The organism is Rhizobium mayense, assembly GCF_030272705.1.
GTDB classification, from domain to species: Bacteria; Pseudomonadota; Alphaproteobacteria; order Rhizobiales; family Rhizobiaceae; genus Rhizobium; species Rhizobium mayense.
In genome coordinates this window covers 120860-135203 of record NZ_JARFYM010000001.1, presented here as the reverse complement: position 1 = coordinate 135203, position 14344 = coordinate 120860, and the positions used below count along the sequence as shown (strand labels likewise).

Annotated in this window: 15 protein-coding genes; 10 read left to right on the top strand and 5 right to left on the bottom strand. The window is 60.1% G+C overall.

Annotated features, from left to right (window positions below):
- The first annotated feature begins 14 nt into the window (after window positions 1-14).
- The 3 genes from PY649_RS00670 to PY649_RS00660 all read left to right on the top strand — a co-directional run bounded on the left by PY649_RS00670 (window position 15) and on the right by PY649_RS00660 (window position 3257).
- On the top strand, window positions 15-1439 hold the full coding sequence (locus PY649_RS00670; RefSeq protein ID WP_285866151.1) for an MFS transporter: 1425 nt from the start codon (window positions 15-17) through the stop codon (window positions 1437-1439).
- 255 nt (window positions 1440-1694) lie between these two features.
- Window positions 1695-2171: a transcription elongation factor GreA gene (greA, locus tag PY649_RS00665; protein WP_120704739.1), complete on the top strand. Its 477-nt coding sequence runs from the start codon at window positions 1695-1697 to the stop codon at window positions 2169-2171.
- 6 nt (window positions 2172-2177) lie between these two features.
- Window positions 2178-3257: a glycosyltransferase family 4 protein gene (locus tag PY649_RS00660; RefSeq protein ID WP_285866150.1), complete on the top strand. Its 1080-nt coding sequence runs from the start codon at window positions 2178-2180 to the stop codon at window positions 3255-3257.
- A 10-nt stretch (window positions 3258-3267) separates the two neighbouring features.
- On the opposite strand, the gene PY649_RS00655 is transcribed toward PY649_RS00660, so the two are convergent.
- Genes PY649_RS00655 through PY649_RS00645 form a run of 3 tightly spaced genes read right to left on the bottom strand, consistent with a single transcriptional unit; the run spans window position 3268 to window position 5581 of the window.
- Window positions 3268-4182, bottom strand: coding sequence for a glycosyltransferase family 92 protein (locus PY649_RS00655; RefSeq protein WP_285866149.1), 915 nt, complete (start codon window positions 4180-4182; stop codon window positions 3268-3270).
- 18 nt (window positions 4183-4200) lie between these two features.
- Window positions 4201-5109 (bottom strand): glycosyl transferase, encoded by a 909-nt coding sequence (locus PY649_RS00650; protein ID WP_285866148.1) that lies wholly within the window; start codon window positions 5107-5109, stop codon window positions 4201-4203.
- Between the two features lie 4 nt (window positions 5110-5113).
- Window positions 5114-5581, bottom strand: coding sequence for an Lrp/AsnC family transcriptional regulator (locus PY649_RS00645; RefSeq protein WP_133705283.1), 468 nt, complete (start codon window positions 5579-5581; stop codon window positions 5114-5116).
- 272 nt (window positions 5582-5853) lie between these two features.
- Between PY649_RS00645 and trxB the strand changes: the two genes are divergently transcribed.
- From trxB to PY649_RS00615, 6 genes are all read left to right on the top strand, one after another.
- On the top strand, window positions 5854-6828 hold the full coding sequence (gene trxB, locus PY649_RS00640; protein ID WP_285866147.1) for a thioredoxin-disulfide reductase: 975 nt from the start codon (window positions 5854-5856) through the stop codon (window positions 6826-6828).
- 23 nt (window positions 6829-6851) lie between these two features.
- Window positions 6852-7748 (top strand): LysR family transcriptional regulator VtlR, encoded by an 897-nt coding sequence (locus PY649_RS00635; RefSeq protein WP_285866146.1) that lies wholly within the window; start codon window positions 6852-6854, stop codon window positions 7746-7748.
- 567 nt (window positions 7749-8315) lie between these two features.
- Window positions 8316-8609, top strand: coding sequence for an ArsR/SmtB family transcription factor (locus PY649_RS00630; protein WP_285866145.1), 294 nt, complete (start codon window positions 8316-8318; stop codon window positions 8607-8609).
- A gap of 1 nt (window position 8610) precedes the next feature.
- Complete coding sequence (locus PY649_RS00625; RefSeq protein ID WP_285866144.1) at window positions 8611-9777, top strand: MFS transporter; 1167 nt, start codon at window positions 8611-8613, stop codon at window positions 9775-9777.
- Window positions 9778-9820: 43 nt separating this feature from the next.
- Window positions 9821-10930, top strand: coding sequence for an alkene reductase (locus PY649_RS00620; RefSeq protein WP_285866142.1), 1110 nt, complete (start codon window positions 9821-9823; stop codon window positions 10928-10930).
- A gap of 182 nt (window positions 10931-11112) precedes the next feature.
- Entirely contained in the window at window positions 11113-11913 is an 801-nt protein-coding gene (locus PY649_RS00615) for an aminoglycoside phosphotransferase family protein (protein ID WP_285866141.1), read from the top strand.
- A gap of 9 nt (window positions 11914-11922) precedes the next feature.
- On the opposite strand, the gene PY649_RS00610 is transcribed toward PY649_RS00615, so the two are convergent.
- The gene (locus PY649_RS00610) at window positions 11923-12894 is read right to left on the bottom strand and encodes an NAD(P)H-binding protein (RefSeq protein ID WP_285866140.1); all 972 of its coding nucleotides are present in this window, start codon (window positions 12892-12894) and stop codon (window positions 11923-11925) included.
- A 91-nt stretch (window positions 12895-12985) separates the two neighbouring features.
- Between PY649_RS00610 and PY649_RS00605 the strand changes: the two genes are divergently transcribed.
- Entirely contained in the window at window positions 12986-13888 is a 903-nt protein-coding gene (locus PY649_RS00605) for a LysR family transcriptional regulator (RefSeq protein ID WP_285866139.1), read from the top strand.
- 31 nt (window positions 13889-13919) lie between these two features.
- Here PY649_RS00605 and PY649_RS00600 read toward each other — a convergent pair whose 3' ends face one another.
- Window positions 13920-14201: a DUF2188 domain-containing protein gene (locus PY649_RS00600; protein WP_120704751.1), complete on the bottom strand. Its 282-nt coding sequence runs from the start codon at window positions 14199-14201 to the stop codon at window positions 13920-13922.
- Window positions 14202-14344: the final 143 nt, after the last annotated feature.

The window sequence follows — 14344 nt, the reverse complement described above, 5'->3', positions numbered from 1 at the left end:
CAGGTCATCGTTAAATGTCCGACATAGAAATGGCGGAGGCGGAAGCCTCCAATGAAGCACGGCCGTTCATGGTGCTCTTCGCCTCCATGACCGGCATCATGCTGGTTTCGCTCGATGTCTCGGTGGTCAACGTCGCCGTCGAATCGCTGCAATCGTCTTTTCGCGTCCCGCTCGAAGAATTGCAGTGGGTGCTGAACGCCTACACCCTTTCTTATGCCACTTTCCTCCTCAGCGCCGGCGCGCTCAGCGACCGCATTGGCGCCCGCGCCACCTTCCTCTGGGGTTTCGGCATTTTCCTTGCTGCTTCGCTCGTCTGCGGCGCAGCCCCGAACTTCCTGACCCTCACTCTGGCGCGTGTAGCGCAAGGATTGGGAGCGGCATTGTTGGTGCCTTCCGCCATGGCATTGCTCCAACGTGCCTTTCCGGAAAGCCGGGAACGCGCCAAGGCGGTTGGCCTCTGGGCCGGCTCGGGAAGCCTCGCTATCGCCGCCGGTCCGCTGGTCGGCGGCGCCTTGATCAGCCTTGTCGGCTGGCGAACGATTTTCCTGATGAACGTGCCGATCGGCATCATCGGCATCTGGTTGACGCTTCGTCACGGCCCGACCCTGCTCGCAAGGGTGAAGCGCGATTTTGACCTCGCCGGACAATTCGCCGCCGCCGCCGCGCTCGCGTGCCTGACAGCCGCCGTCTCGCATGCCGATGTGGCCGGCAGCGGGGTCTGGATCGCCGCCGGCCTGATCATAGCCGCCCTGTTTGCCGCCGCCTTCCTTTATATCGAGAGCAGCATTCGTCAGCCGATGGTTCCGCTTGGACTGTTTCGCAACACCGGCTTCACGGTTGCGACGTTCACAGGCTTTATCCTCAACCTGGTCTTCTATGGAATGATCTTCGTCTTCAGCCTGTTCTTCCAGACCGTGCAGGGTAAATCCGCTTTTGCCACTGGCGTCGCCTTTGTGCCGATGAGCGCCGTGATCATGATCGTCAACGTTGCGGCCGGCCGGTGTGCCGCGCATTTCGGTATCCGTCCGACCATGATCGTCGGCCTCTTATTGGCGACGATCGGCTATGCCGCCATGTGTTTCATCGGCCCTGACGCCAGCGCATTCATGGTCGCTCCCACCTTCATGATTGCCGGAGCAGGGATTGCGCTTGCGATCCCCTCGGTGATGGCGGCGACACTGGCCTATGCCGATCCCCAATCCGTTGGCATCGCTTCAGGCGTTGTGAATGCCGCAAGGCAGGTCGGCGGCGCGATCGGCGTCGCCCTGTTCAGCGCCATCATCGGCACAGCGGTCGGCAGCGAATTCGTCGCCGGCATGCATATTGCGAGCATCATCTCCGCCGTCGGCCTCATCATCGCCGCGACCTGCGTTATCTTGATCGTGCCGACACTCCATAATGCGGAGGCCCTGCCGATCAGCGGAATGACGGAGCACTAGCGAAGGCATCTCCCTGCCCGCTTAGGGATTGGCAAGCGCCCCGAACTGCCGGCGGACGGGTGCATAAAATCAGGCTTCAGCGCGTATCGGCCAACGCCGGCCTCGCCATAAGTCACCGAATTTTCTGGAAATCGTCTGTCGCAATCTGCTATAGATGACAGAATAATGGCTCTGTATGGTTCCGAAGTACCGCTTCGGGACCTGTTTTCTTTTGTGTCTGCGACAGAGCAACGCAGGGAGTGAAGGACAAGAAAAATGGTTGAAAAGGTACCGATGACGCAGAACGGGTTCGTCAAGCTGCAGGAAGAGCTGCGCTGGCGTCAGCAGGAAGAGCGCCCGCGAATCATCGAGGCAATTTCGGAAGCACGCGCCCATGGTGACCTTTCCGAAAACGCCGAGTACCACGCCGCCAAGGAAGCCCAGAGCCACAACGAAGGCCGCATCAGCGAACTCGAAGATCTGACGGCGCGCGCCGAAGTCATCGATCTCGCCAAGATGTCCGGCTCGAAGATCAAGTTCGGCGCCAAGGTGAAGCTCGTCGACGAGGACACCGAGGAAGAGAAGATCTATCAGATCGTGGGCGATCAGGAAGCCGACGTGAAGGCTGGCCGCATCTCCATCTCCTCGCCAATCGCCCGCGCCCTGATCGGCAAGGAAGTCGGCGATTCCATCGAGGTCAACGCGCCCGGCGGCGCCAAGGCCTACGAAATCCTCTCCGTCACCTGGGGCTGATCGCCCGTGCGCGATCGCGACGCATCGCACTCAAGCGATCTCAGCGAGATCGAGGTCATTGCGACGAACTTCAAACGCCGGCTCTCCGGCGTTACCTCGACGATCGTGCAGCTGATCCCGAAGCAGATCGAACTCGGGTGCCATATCGCGACACTTGGTCCGGGCTTGCCGGAAGATCTGCCCAAGCTTGGCTGGGCGCGGCTTCCCGGCCTCTGGGTGAAGCCGCGCCGCCATCGTGTCCGTGTCTGGCATGCCCGCCGCAATAACGAGATGCTGGTCGGGCTGTTGCTGCGCTCCGTGCTGCGCATGCCGCTGAAACTGGTCTTCACGTCAGCCGCCCAGCGTCGCCACACTGCCTATACGCGCTGGCTGATCCGCCGCATGGACGCCGTGATCGCCACAAGCACCCGATCCGGCAGCTTCCTGCAGGTGCCGCACACCGTCATCCAGCACGGCATCGACCTGAACATGTTTCATCCGCCGGAAGTGCCCAGCGATCGCATGGCCTCCACCGGCCTGCCCGGCACCTATCTGATCGGCTGCTTCGGTCGCGTTCGCCATCAGAAGGGGACGGACCTCTTCGTCAAGGCGATGATCGACCTCCTGCCGCGATACCCGGACTGGACCGCCGTCGTCTGCGGCCGGGTAACCGCCGAACATCGCGGCTTCGGCGACGAACTGGTAAAGATGGTCGCCGAAGCCGGCCTTGATGATCGCATCCGCTTTCTCGGCGAAGTCGACGATATCAGGCCTTGGTATCGCCGGGCGACACTTTACGTCGCCCCTTCCCGCAACGAAGGTTTCGGCCTGACGCCGCTGGAGGCCATGGCCTCGCGCACGGCCGTCGTCGCCTCCGATGCGGGCGCCTATGCCGAGTTGATCCTGCCTGGGGAGACCGGCGCGGTCGTACCTGCGGGCGATGAGGAGGCGCTGACCAAGGCCATCGCCTGGTATCTGGCCAATCCCGAACAGGCGCTTCAACAGGGTGAAAACGCCGTGCGCCACGTGCGCAGCGAATTTGCGCTCGAAAAGGAAGCGACGGCGATCGGCGACATCTATCGGCAATTGCTCGGCACTGCCCGCTGAACAGGCGGGCTTATTGGCCGAGGTCGATACGGTTGCGCTCGATGAACTCGACCATGGCTCGATCCTCGATCAGATCTTCCTCGATGCTTTTGACGATCGACAAAACCTTGTCCCGATACTTGGTCGGCGAGGCATCATAGGTCCATCCGCGCGCCAGCTTCGCCATCAGCTCTTCACGGGATTTGGTGTAGTAGTGATTGAGCTGCAGGAACCGGTTCGAGTAGAAATCCGGCGATTTGCGTGCGCGGCGCGTGAAACGCTTTCCGGCATCGTTCGCCGTCAGATCGCCGAATTCCCGTGTCTTGAACTGATGCACGCTGACTTCGATCACCTCGCAGGGATCGACGATACATTTGAAATTACTGACATTTTCCTTGCGGGTCATTGGATCGGCCCCGCGCCTCGTGTAGTTCAACGCCAGCGGACCACCAGGTGGCGTTTCATGGCCGCTGGTGGCAAACATGTGCCATGGCAGCGAAACATTCGGGAAGTCGCCCACGGCTTCGAGCGCCTGCTCCACCGTACGCCCCTCTTTCGGCAGCAGGAATTCGTCGACGTCGATGAAGGCCATCCAGCGGTATGCGCCGCCGAAATTGAGGATGGCGTGGGCAAAGACGATGACCTGACCGTTCAAAGGCGCGCCCGTGGTCGCGTCGATCATACGTCCCGTCCAAGGGATGATCGTCAGCGTGTCGGCATCCAGGAGATCGCGCAGAATGGCGTTGGTCTCGTCTGTCGAACCATTGTCATAAATATAGAAGTGACGGATACCGACGGCCTGGTGGAAGCGCACCCACTCCTCGATATAGCGCGCCTCATCCTTGACGCAAACGGCAATCGCGATGCCGTGCCGGCCCTCCTGCGGCTTCGGCGGATCGATTGTAAGCTGCTTCGCATCCGATATCTTGGGCTTCAGCCAACCCATATGCCCGTCCCCTGCAACTCAGTTCGTCGATACCGCGGCAAATCGGGCATCATAACCAAATCCATACTTCAATAGCGCCGAAACCGGCGAATGGTTGACAAATGTCACGCCTCGCTCCGAGGCGATTTCCTTTGCCAGAACAAAATGTTCGAGGATGCGAGCTTCAGCCCGCGCGATACCGGAAAAGGCGGTTTCATCGCTGGTTTCATAAAAGCGGGGTTCACCAGCATTGGAAATGTCGATGCCGAGGAAGCCGATCGTTTTGGGCGAGCAATAAACCGCGAACTGCAGCGCCGACACCGCGACCGAGCCGCCTTGGAAAACACCGCGATCCGGCGCAAGGGAAAATCCGGCGGAGCCGGTTGTATTGAGCCGCACAAAATCGAGCCGCTTCATGTCATCGACGGAACGACGGCGCGCGCCGTAGGGCTTGCGGATGTCATCGATCAGAATGACTGTCTTGTCCGCGAGCCAGCGGCCGTCGAGCTCCGAAAGCGCCCGCAGCACGGCGACGGAAAACAGGCAAATCGTGCCGGACCTGATCTTGCCCAGCATCATCTCCGAATGCCGCCAGACGAAACGCTCGTCCTCCACGGCGATGGCAAGTGGCACGGCGATCTGCTCGCCGATCAATCCAATGGCGCCATTCAACAGAATGGCGCTGCCTTTCTCCAGTTCGGCCAGATCGCAGTCGCGGATCGATGGGCCGGAACCGACCACATGGATGATTCCGCTGGACTGCTTACGCAAACGGTCTGCGGAAGAGAGTTCGGCAACCTTCGTGCGGCGATAAAATACCTCCCCTGCGCCGTTCCTCCGGACGACATTGAGTCCTGGAAATCCGTCCTGCACATGGCCGCGCGAACCGCCAAGCAGCAGGCGCGCGCCGGTCTTGATCAGTGATCGGTGCCAGGGGCGGTCAGCCATCGTCTCAGAGTTCCACTAGGCCGAGTTTCTTCACCTGCCGTATGGTCAGCATGGTGCGCACCGTATCGACATGCTCATTCGCTGTCAGCACTTCGATGACGAAATCCTGAAACCGGGTGAGGTTTTCCGCAACACAATGCAGCAGGAAGTCGCTGTCGCCGGACACCATCCATGCCTGGCGCACAAGCGGCCACTCCGCCGTCGCACTGGCAAAAGCTTTCAGATTGGCCTCCGATTGATGCTTAAGACCGACCATGCAGAACGCAACGAGATCGAAACCGAGCTTCGGGCTGTTGAGCATGGCATGATAACCCTCGATGACACCAGCCTCTTCCAGCTTGCGCACCCTGCGAAGACAGGGCGGCGCCGAGATGCCGACACGATCGGCGAGCTCGACATTGGTCATGCGACCGTCGCGCTGCAGTTCCCGCAAGATCTTGATATCGATGGCGTCGAGTTCAGCCCGCAGCACTTTTATTGCCTTTCCTTAATTCCCCACCGGCAGCTTCTATACTTTCTTTAAATCCCCACCGGCAGCTTCTATATAAAGCGGGGAAATACGCAAGAAAGTTTCCCTCGCGTAACCGAATCTTACACAAAGCAGATTTGCCCTGTTAGTAATGCAAGGCTGCCCTTGAATAAATGCATAAGGCAATCATAAATGGGTCGGCGGATCGTGAAATCGCCTGCTTTACCCATTTTGAAGCCGACGCTTGCGAAACGCTGAGATTGAAAGGACTTACCATGCCTGCCCGCCACACCAAGGTGCTCATCATCGGTTCCGGCCCCGCCGGCTATACGGCTGCCGTTTATGCCGCGCGCGCCATGCTGAAGCCGGTTCTGATCGCCGGCCTTGAACAGGGCGGTCAGCTCATGATCACCACGGACGTCGAAAACTATCCGGGCTTTGCCGATCCGATCCAGGGGCCGTGGCTCATGGAGCAAATGCTGCAGCAGGCACAACATGTTGGCGCCGAGATCGTCAACGATCTCGTCACCGAAGTCGACACCAATCAGCGCCCTTTTGTGGCTCGGACCGATAGCGGCCAGGTCTGGACCGCCGACACGTTGATCATCGCGACCGGCGCCAAGGCCAAGTGGCTCGGCATCGAGAGCGAACAGCATTTCCAGGGCTTCGGCGTTTCCGCCTGCGCCACCTGCGACGGCTTCTTCTATCGCAACAAGGATGTAATCGTGGTCGGTGGTGGCAACAGCGCAGTCGAGGAAGCGCTCTATCTCTCCAACATCGCCAAGTCGGTTACCCTCGTACATCGCCGCGATTCGTTCCGCGCCGAAAAAATCCTGCAGGAGCGCCTGTTCGCCAAGGCAAACGTCAATGTCCTCTGGAATACCGAAGTCGCCGAAATCACCGGCACGCCGGCCAAGCCGCCGATGCCGCCGTCGGTTTCCGGCGCGCGCCTGCGCGACACCCGCACCGGCGTAGTCACCGACGTGACGATCGACGGCGTTTTCGTCGCAATCGGCCATGCACCGGCGACCGAGCTTTTCAAAGGCAAGCTGAAGCTCAAGGACAATGGCTATCTCTGGACCGCACCGGATTCGACCGCGACCAGCGTCGAGGGCATCTATGCCGCCGGCGATGTGACCGACGATACGTTCCGACAGGCGATCACGGCAGCGGGGATGGGCTGCATGGCAGCACTTGAAGCGGAACGCTACCTGACCGGGCATATGCCCGTCGCCGTGGCTGCGGAGTGATGCAGCCGATGAGGGGAAACGGCATGCCATTGGACTGGGACAAGCTGCGTATCTTTCACGCGGCTGCCGAAGCGGGATCGTTCACGCACGCAGCCGACAAACTGCATTTGTCCCAATCCGCCATCAGCCGTCAGGTCAGCGCCCTCGAGCAGGATGTCGGCATCAAGCTGTTTCATCGCCACGCTCGCGGCCTGATCCTGACCGAACAGGGCGAACTGCTTTATCGTACAGCGCATGACGTTCTCTTGAAGCTCGAAACGGTCAAGATGCAATTGACCGAGACGACCGACAAGCCGAGCGGCAAGCTGCGCGTGACGACGACGGTCGGCCTCGGCCAAGGCTGGCTGACCGACAAGATCCAGGAGTTCCTGCAGCTTTATCCCGACATGTCGATCCAGCTTATCCTCGACAACGAGGAGCTGGACGTGAACATGCGCCATGCCGACTGCGCCATCCGCCTCCGCCAGCCGCAACAGTCGGATTTGATCCAGCGCAAGCTCTTCACCGTGCACATGCATGTCTACGCTGCCCCCTCCTACATCAACCGACATGGCGAACCGCAATCGGTGGAGGATCTGGACAATCACCGCATCATCAGCTTCGGCGAACCGGCGCCGAACTATCTGCTTGACGTCAACTGGCTGGAAATCGCGGGCCGCTCGTCGGACAACAAGCGCGCTCCGCATCTGCAGATCAACAGCCAGACCTCGATCAAGCGCGCCTGCCTGCTCGGCATCGGCATCGCCGTGCTGCCGGACTACATTGTCGGTCGCGACCCGGGACTCATTCAGCTCGCGATCAACGCCGACGTGCCGTCCTTCGACACCTATTTCTGCTATCCCGACGAAATGAAAAATGCCGCCAAACTAAAGGTTTTTCGGGATTTTATCGTTGCAAAAGCTCGAAACTGGAACTTCTAAGTCAGCTAAGACTCTGAGAAACAAGTCTTTTTTGCAGTGATACACCTGCTACGCGTATGACGCATGGCTGATATGCATAAAAATAGAGTTGAAGCCTGCCCATTTAGCTACCATATCCCACGCCAGCTGATGCATTTGGTGGCTTTTCCTCCCAGTTCCACCGCATTGGCTGTTCCCCTCTGGAGGTTTTTAACCTTCATACCTATAGGGCCCTGGTTGTTACCGGTGGCCCTTTTTTTTGCCTTTTTGCACCCGACGTAGCAAACGCATAACTGCCATGCACAAAAAAGCATTGCGCACTGCACAAATTAGCATCATATAGCACACAGCTGATGCACATGGTGGCTTTTCCTCCCAGTTCCACCGCAGCAGCTGTTCCCCTCTGGAGGTTTTTAACCTTCACACCTATAGGGCCCTGGTTTACTCCGGTGGCCCTCTTTTTTTGCCCAATTTCTGAGCACATCGCCGGCGCGCCTTGCATAAAATAATTTGCTGCCGCGCATCTTGATATATCGAAAATCGACGATACATAAATCGTCTCTTTTCGATATAGACCTGGTGAACACCATGGACAAAACTGAGATACTGAAGGCATTGGCCCACCCGGCCAGGCTCGAAATCCTCAACCAGCTCAAAGATCCGCAGGTACATTTTTCGACCCAGGAACATCCGTTGGAGCTGGGCGTCTGTGCCAGTCAGTTCGAGCGTTGCGGCCTGTCGCAGTCCACCGTCTCCGCCCATCTTGGCACTTTGCATCGCGCCGGCCTGGTGAGCACCAGGCGCCTCGGCCAATGGATTTTCTACAAGCGTAACGAGGAAACCATCGCTGAATTCCTCGCGACCCTGCAAAAGGAACTTTGATATGCCGCTTGCACTCCTTGTCCTGGCACTGAGCTCCTTTGCCATCGGGACAACTGAATTCGTCATCATGGGCCTGCTGCCCGAAGTTTCCGCCGATCTCGCCGTCACCATCCCCCAAGCCGGCTGGCTGGTCACTGGCTACGCGCTGGCCGTGGCGATCGGCGCGCCGATCATGGCTGTCTCGACGGCGCACCTGCGCCGCCGTTCGGCGCTGATCATGCTGATGGGCTTCTTCATACTCGGTAACCTGCTCTGCGCCATCGCACCCGGCTATTGGGTCCTGATGATTGCTCGCATCGTCACCGCGCTTTGCCATGGCGCCTTCTTCGGCATCGGCTCGGTCGTTGCCGCAAGCCTAGTTGCCGACGATCGCAAGGCCCGCGCCGTCGCATTGATGTTCACTGGCCTGACGCTTGCCAATGTGCTCGGTGTGCCGCTTGGCACCGCATTTGGCCAGGCCTTCGGTTGGCGCGCGCCCTTCTGGATCGTCACCCTGCTCGGCGTCGCCTCGCTGGCCGGCTTGATGCTTATCCTGCCCAAAGGCGAGGAAGTTCGTCAGGGCAATCTTGCCCGCGAAATATCCGCGTTGCGCGGTGTTGGCCTGTGGCTGTCGCTGCTGACGACGGTGTTCTTCTCCGCCGCCATGTTCGCACTGTTCACCTATATTGCGCCGCTGCTGCGCGACGTAACCGGCGTATCTCCGCAATGGGTAACCTTGACGCTGTTGCTCATCGGCGTCGGCTTGACCATCGGCAATCTCATCGGCGGCAAGCTGGCCGACTGGCGTCTCGGCACCACACTTGCCGGCGTCTTCGCGGCAATCGCGCTGACCTCCGCCATCTTCAGCATCACCAGCCATTCCTTCATCCCAGCCGAAATCACCCTCTTCCTCTGGGCTGCTGCGAGCTTCGCCGCCGTGCCTGCGCTGCAGATCAACGTCGTCGGTTTCGGCAAGGATGCGCCGAACCTGGTGTCGACGATCAACATCGGTGCCTTCAATACCGGCAATGCGCTCGGCGCCTGGGTCGGTGGTGCCGTCATCGACGCCGGCTTCTCACTGTCGCATGTGCCGCTTGCCGGTGCTGCCATGGCCCTGCTCGGCCTTGCCGCCGTGGCATTGACCTTCGCGACCGTCAAAGCGAAAAGCGCCGCCCTCGCCTCCTCCTAAGACCCCTCCCTCATCATACTCGAATACTGAGAAAGGACCTCCCATGACCAAACTCTTCGAACCGACGAAACTTGGCGATATCTCCCTCGCCAACCGCATCGTCATGGCGCCGCTGACGCGTAATCGCTCTCCGAATGCGATTCCGAACGACCTGAACGTCAAATATTATGCCCAGCGCGCCACCGCCGGCCTCATCATCACCGAAGCGACTGCCATCACCCACCAGGGCCAGGGCTATGCCGACGTACCCGGCCTCTACAGCAAGGAAGCCCTCGACGGCTGGAAGAAAGTGACCGATGCCGTGCACGCCAATGGCGGCAAGATCGTCGTGCAGATGTGGCATGTCGGCCGTATTTCCCACACCACGCTGCAGCCGAATGGTGGCAAGCCCGTCTCCTCCACCTCCAAGCGCGCCAATGCCAAGACCTATCTGGTAAACAGTGACGGCAGCGGCGGCTTTACCGATGTCTCGGAACCTCGCGCTCTTGACGCCTCCGAAATTCCGGGGATCATCGAGGACTACCGCAAGGCCGCCCGCGCCGCGATCGAAGCCGGTTTTGACGGCGTCGAAATCCATGGCGCCAACGGCTATCTCATCGACCAGTTCCTGCGCGCCGGCGTCAACGATCGCACCGACCAGTATGGCGGCTCGATCGAAAACCGCGCCCGCTTCCTCTTCGAGGTGGTCGACGCCGTGACCAAGGAGGTCGGAGCCGGTCGCACCGCGATCCGCATCTCGCCGGTAACGCCGTCAGGTGATTCCAGTGATCCGCATCCGCAGGCGCTTTTCACCTATGTCATCGAAGGTCTGGCCAAGTACGGCCTCGCCTATATTCACGTCGTCGAAGGCCAGACCAGCGGCGCGCGTGACTTCCTGCCCTTCGACTATGACGCCCTGCACGCCGCCTATAAGGCTGCGAGCGGCAAGTCTGCCTGGATGCTCAACAACGGCTATAGTCGCGAAATGGCGATCGAAGCGGTCGACAGCGGCAAGGCCGACGTCGTTGCCTTCGGCAAGCCCTTCATTTCCAACCCGGATCTCGTTCGCCGGCTGAAGGAAAACGCACCGCTCGCAGCCCTCGACCAGGCCACGCTTTATGGCGGCGGCGAAAACGGCTACGCCGATTATCCGACCCTGGACGAAGCGGCTTAACTCCCACCGCTTCGACCCTGATGGAAAATCCCGCTGCAAGGCGGGATTTTCTTTTTGAGGATAGCCGCTAGAGCAATTCCAGGAAAAGTGCGAAGCGGTTTTCCGTCCGGGATTGCGAAATAGCATAAAGATTGAGCGGTTCTGAGATTCCCTGAAAAGCTGACCCGCTCTAGAGTACCCGCATGTTTGAGCCCTACCTGAAGCGCTGGTCGCTCACGCCGGATGGCGAGGCAATCATCACCCGTTCCAGCCATCTCCTGCCGGTTATCTGGTGCGGCTTGCCCGCCATGCTGAAAGTCGCGCTTGATATTGACGAGAAACTCGGCAGCCAGGTCCTGCGCTGGTGGAACGGCGACGGCGCTGCGCATGTCTACGAACATGATAGCGACGCCGCTCTTCTGGAACGGGCGACCGGACCGGGCTCTCTGCTGACGATGGCAATGGACGGCAATGATGACGAGGCGAGCCGGATCATCTGCCGCACGGCCGCAAAGCTTCACGCGCCGCGGGCAACGCCGTTGCCGGATCTGGTCCCTCTTGACCGCTGGTTTCGGGAGTTGGAGCCGGCCGCACGCGCCCATGGTGGTCTCCTCGCCACGTGCGCCGGGATAGCGCGTCACCTGCTCGCCGATCAACGCGACCTTACGGTGCTGCACGGCGACATCCACCACGGGAATATTATGGATTTCGGCTACCGTGGCTGGCTCGCCATTGACCCAAAGCGCGTCTACGGCGAACGCGGTTACGATTTCGCCAACGCCTTCTGCAATCCGGAACTCCCCATCGTCACCGCCCCCGGTCGCCTGCAGCGGCAATTGCCGATCGTGTGCACCGAAGCAAGGCTGGAGCCGAAGCGAATGCTGCATTGGATCGTCGCCTATGCCGGCCTTTCCGCCGCCTGGTTCCTCAGCGACGGCGATACCAGAAATGCCGAGTCGGATTTCAGCGTCACCAGGATTGCGCTCGCCGAACTCCAGATCTGACCCCCGCGCTCATCGCGCCGGTAAGCAGCCGATTGCCACAAGGCTCGCCTTCACCGCCTCGTCGATCGGGGTATGCGGCTCCTCACCAAGGACTGCCACCAGCTTGTCGTTGCGCATCTGCAACGGCACATCCCAGAGGTAGCGCATTTCCCGCAACTCTCTCATGACTGTCACGAAGGGTGCGGCGAACGGCAGAATCCACCAGGGAAATGCCTTCTCTTTGACCTTATGCCCGACGACACGCTCGATCGCGGCAACCATCTGCCGACCGTCGCCATCCCAATGACCGCGCATGTGATAGACGGCAAAGGCAGGAAGCGCGTCGCCCTTCTCGATCAGGCGGACCATCGTTTCGGCGACATCCGGCAGATAGGCCCATTGATGGCCGATGCCGGCGCTGCCCGGATTGGTGACCGATGTCACCGGCTTGTCGGGCTTGACGATGCCCTGCGAAAACCAGCTATTGGTGGCCTGGCCGAAGAAATCACCGGCGCGTACGATGATGACCGGCGTGCCGCTCTCCGCCGCCGCTTTCAGCCGCTTCTCCATCTCGACGCGGATCGCGCCCTTGCGTGTCCTGGGGTTCTGCGGACTCTCCTCCGTGACGTCAGGAAAGACATCCGGTCCGAAATTATAAACGGTGCCGGGGAGGACGATCCGCGCACCGACGGCTTTTGCCGCTGCAATCGTGCTGTTCAACATTGGCAGGACGAGTTGCGCCCAGTTCCGGTAGCCGGGCGGATTGACGGCATGTACGATCACATCGACACCCGCAGCCGCCTTCAACACATCGCTTGCCTGCATCGCATCGCCCTGCACCCAGTCGAGGCCGGGCTCGCGCCGCGCAGCTTCCGCCGCATTGCGGTTCAGGGCCTTGATGCACCAGCCGCGGGCGGCGAGCGTGCGCGCCACGGTACCGCCGATACCGCCGGTGGCGCCCAGGATAAGAGCGGTCTTTCCATTGTTCATCTGCTCAGTCATCGTCATCTCCATCGGTTTGATGAGCTGACTATGCTGCGCAACCACGGTAAACGAAATTGCCGAAAAATCTGGATATGATATACAAAAATTTATGACAACATCGGAACCGAGCTGGGATTTCTACCGCACCTTCCTTGCCGTGCTCCATCACGGCTCGCTGTCGGCTGCCGCTCGAGACCTCGGCCTGACCCAGCCGACCATCGGCCGCCATATCGATGCGCTGGAACAAGCCGTTGGCAGCGAACTCTTTACCCGCTCGCAGCAAGGTCTGCTTCCAACAGATGCGGCGCTTGCCCTCAGGCCCTATGCCGAGACGCTGGCGAGTACTACCGCTGCCCTGCTCCGCGCGGCCTCCGGAGCGCGCGACAGCATCAGTGGCACGGTGCGCATCAGCGCCAGCGAGGTGATCGGCACCGAAGTCCTGCCGCCAATCCTGGCCGAGCTACAGGCGGCACATCCCGACCTGACGATCGAACTGTCGGCATCAGACAATGTGGAAGACCTGTTGCAGCGCGAAGCTGATATTGCCGTGCGTATGGTGGTCCCGGCCCAGGATGCGCTGCTCGCGCGTCGTATCGGCACCATCCCCCTCGGCTTCTTCGCGCATCGCAACTATCTCGAACGATATGGCGAACCGAAAAGCGTCGGCGAACTGCGCGAGCACAAGCTGATCGGCTTCGACCGCCAGACCGCCTTCATTCGCGCCATGTTGAAGCGCTACCCGATGTTTGGGGACATTCCCTTCGCTTTCAAGTCAGACCACAGCATCGTCCATCATAACGCGTTGCGTGCCGGCATAGGTATCGGCTTCTATCAAGTGCCGCTGGCAAAAAGGGATGAGAATCTCGTCCGGCTGCTGCCCGAGATCGAAATATCGCTCGATACCTGGGTCGCAATGCACGAAAACCTGAAGACATCACCGCGGTGCCGCGTGACGTTCGATGCACTGGTGACGGGGTTACTCGACTACGTCAAAGCCGGCGCAGAGCGGTAAAGATCATGCCAACGAGCAATCCGGCTGAACTTTAGGCACCGGGAGCCGTATCGACCGGCGGAAAATGCACCTTGCCGTCGACAACCTCCGTTTCCGGTCGATCGCCGCCGTCGGTATATTCTTCGTGCCATTTGCCCCGCTCGTCCTGCCAACTGATCTCGGCCGAATCGCCGCCAATCTGCTGCTCGGCCGCCACGATCCTGGCCGCCTCTACCGCTTCGGAATGGGTCGGAAACGCCTCGGAATAGACGTCGCCAAAACGATACGCCCATCCGCCATCATGTGGCACGATTTCGTAAGTGACCTTGACCATGCATACCTCCTTTTCCTCTGCCAAGACCTTAGGATCCGGGTGCCACCCGGCGGGACCGCGGTCCATTTGAGACGATTTGCAAGGATGCCGCGATATTGGGTTGGGCAGACCGATCTCGATAGTATTCCATTAAACGGCCCGGA

Bases quoted from the DNA above. Each gene is read 5' to 3' on its own strand.
- PY649_RS00670 (WP_285866151.1), top strand. From the start codon at position 15: ATGTCCGACATAGAAATGGCGGAGGCGGAAGCCTCCAATGAAGCACGG.
- greA (WP_120704739.1), top strand. From the start codon at position 1,695: ATGGTTGAAAAGGTACCGATGACGCAGAACGGGTTCGTCAAGCTGCAG.
- PY649_RS00655 (WP_285866149.1), bottom strand. From the start codon at position 4,182: ATGGGTTGGCTGAAGCCCAAGATATCGGATGCGAAGCAGCTTACAATC.
- PY649_RS00650 (WP_285866148.1), bottom strand. From the start codon at position 5,109: ATGGCTGACCGCCCCTGGCACCGATCACTGATCAAGACCGGCGCGCGC.
- trxB (WP_285866147.1), top strand. From the start codon at position 5,854: ATGCCTGCCCGCCACACCAAGGTGCTCATCATCGGTTCCGGCCCCGCC.
- PY649_RS00635 (WP_285866146.1), top strand. From the start codon at position 6,852: ATGCCATTGGACTGGGACAAGCTGCGTATCTTTCACGCGGCTGCCGAA.
- PY649_RS00630 (WP_285866145.1), top strand. From the start codon at position 8,316: ATGGACAAAACTGAGATACTGAAGGCATTGGCCCACCCGGCCAGGCTC.
- PY649_RS00625 (WP_285866144.1), top strand. From the start codon at position 8,611: ATGCCGCTTGCACTCCTTGTCCTGGCACTGAGCTCCTTTGCCATCGGG.
- PY649_RS00620 (WP_285866142.1), top strand. From the start codon at position 9,821: ATGACCAAACTCTTCGAACCGACGAAACTTGGCGATATCTCCCTCGCC.
- PY649_RS00615 (WP_285866141.1), top strand. From the start codon at position 11,113: ATGTTTGAGCCCTACCTGAAGCGCTGGTCGCTCACGCCGGATGGCGAG.
- PY649_RS00610 (WP_285866140.1), bottom strand. From the start codon at position 12,894: ATGACTGAGCAGATGAACAATGGAAAGACCGCTCTTATCCTGGGCGCC.
- PY649_RS00605 (WP_285866139.1), top strand. From the start codon at position 12,986: ATGACAACATCGGAACCGAGCTGGGATTTCTACCGCACCTTCCTTGCC.
- PY649_RS00600 (WP_120704751.1), bottom strand. From the start codon at position 14,201: ATGGTCAAGGTCACTTACGAAATCGTGCCACATGATGGCGGATGGGCG.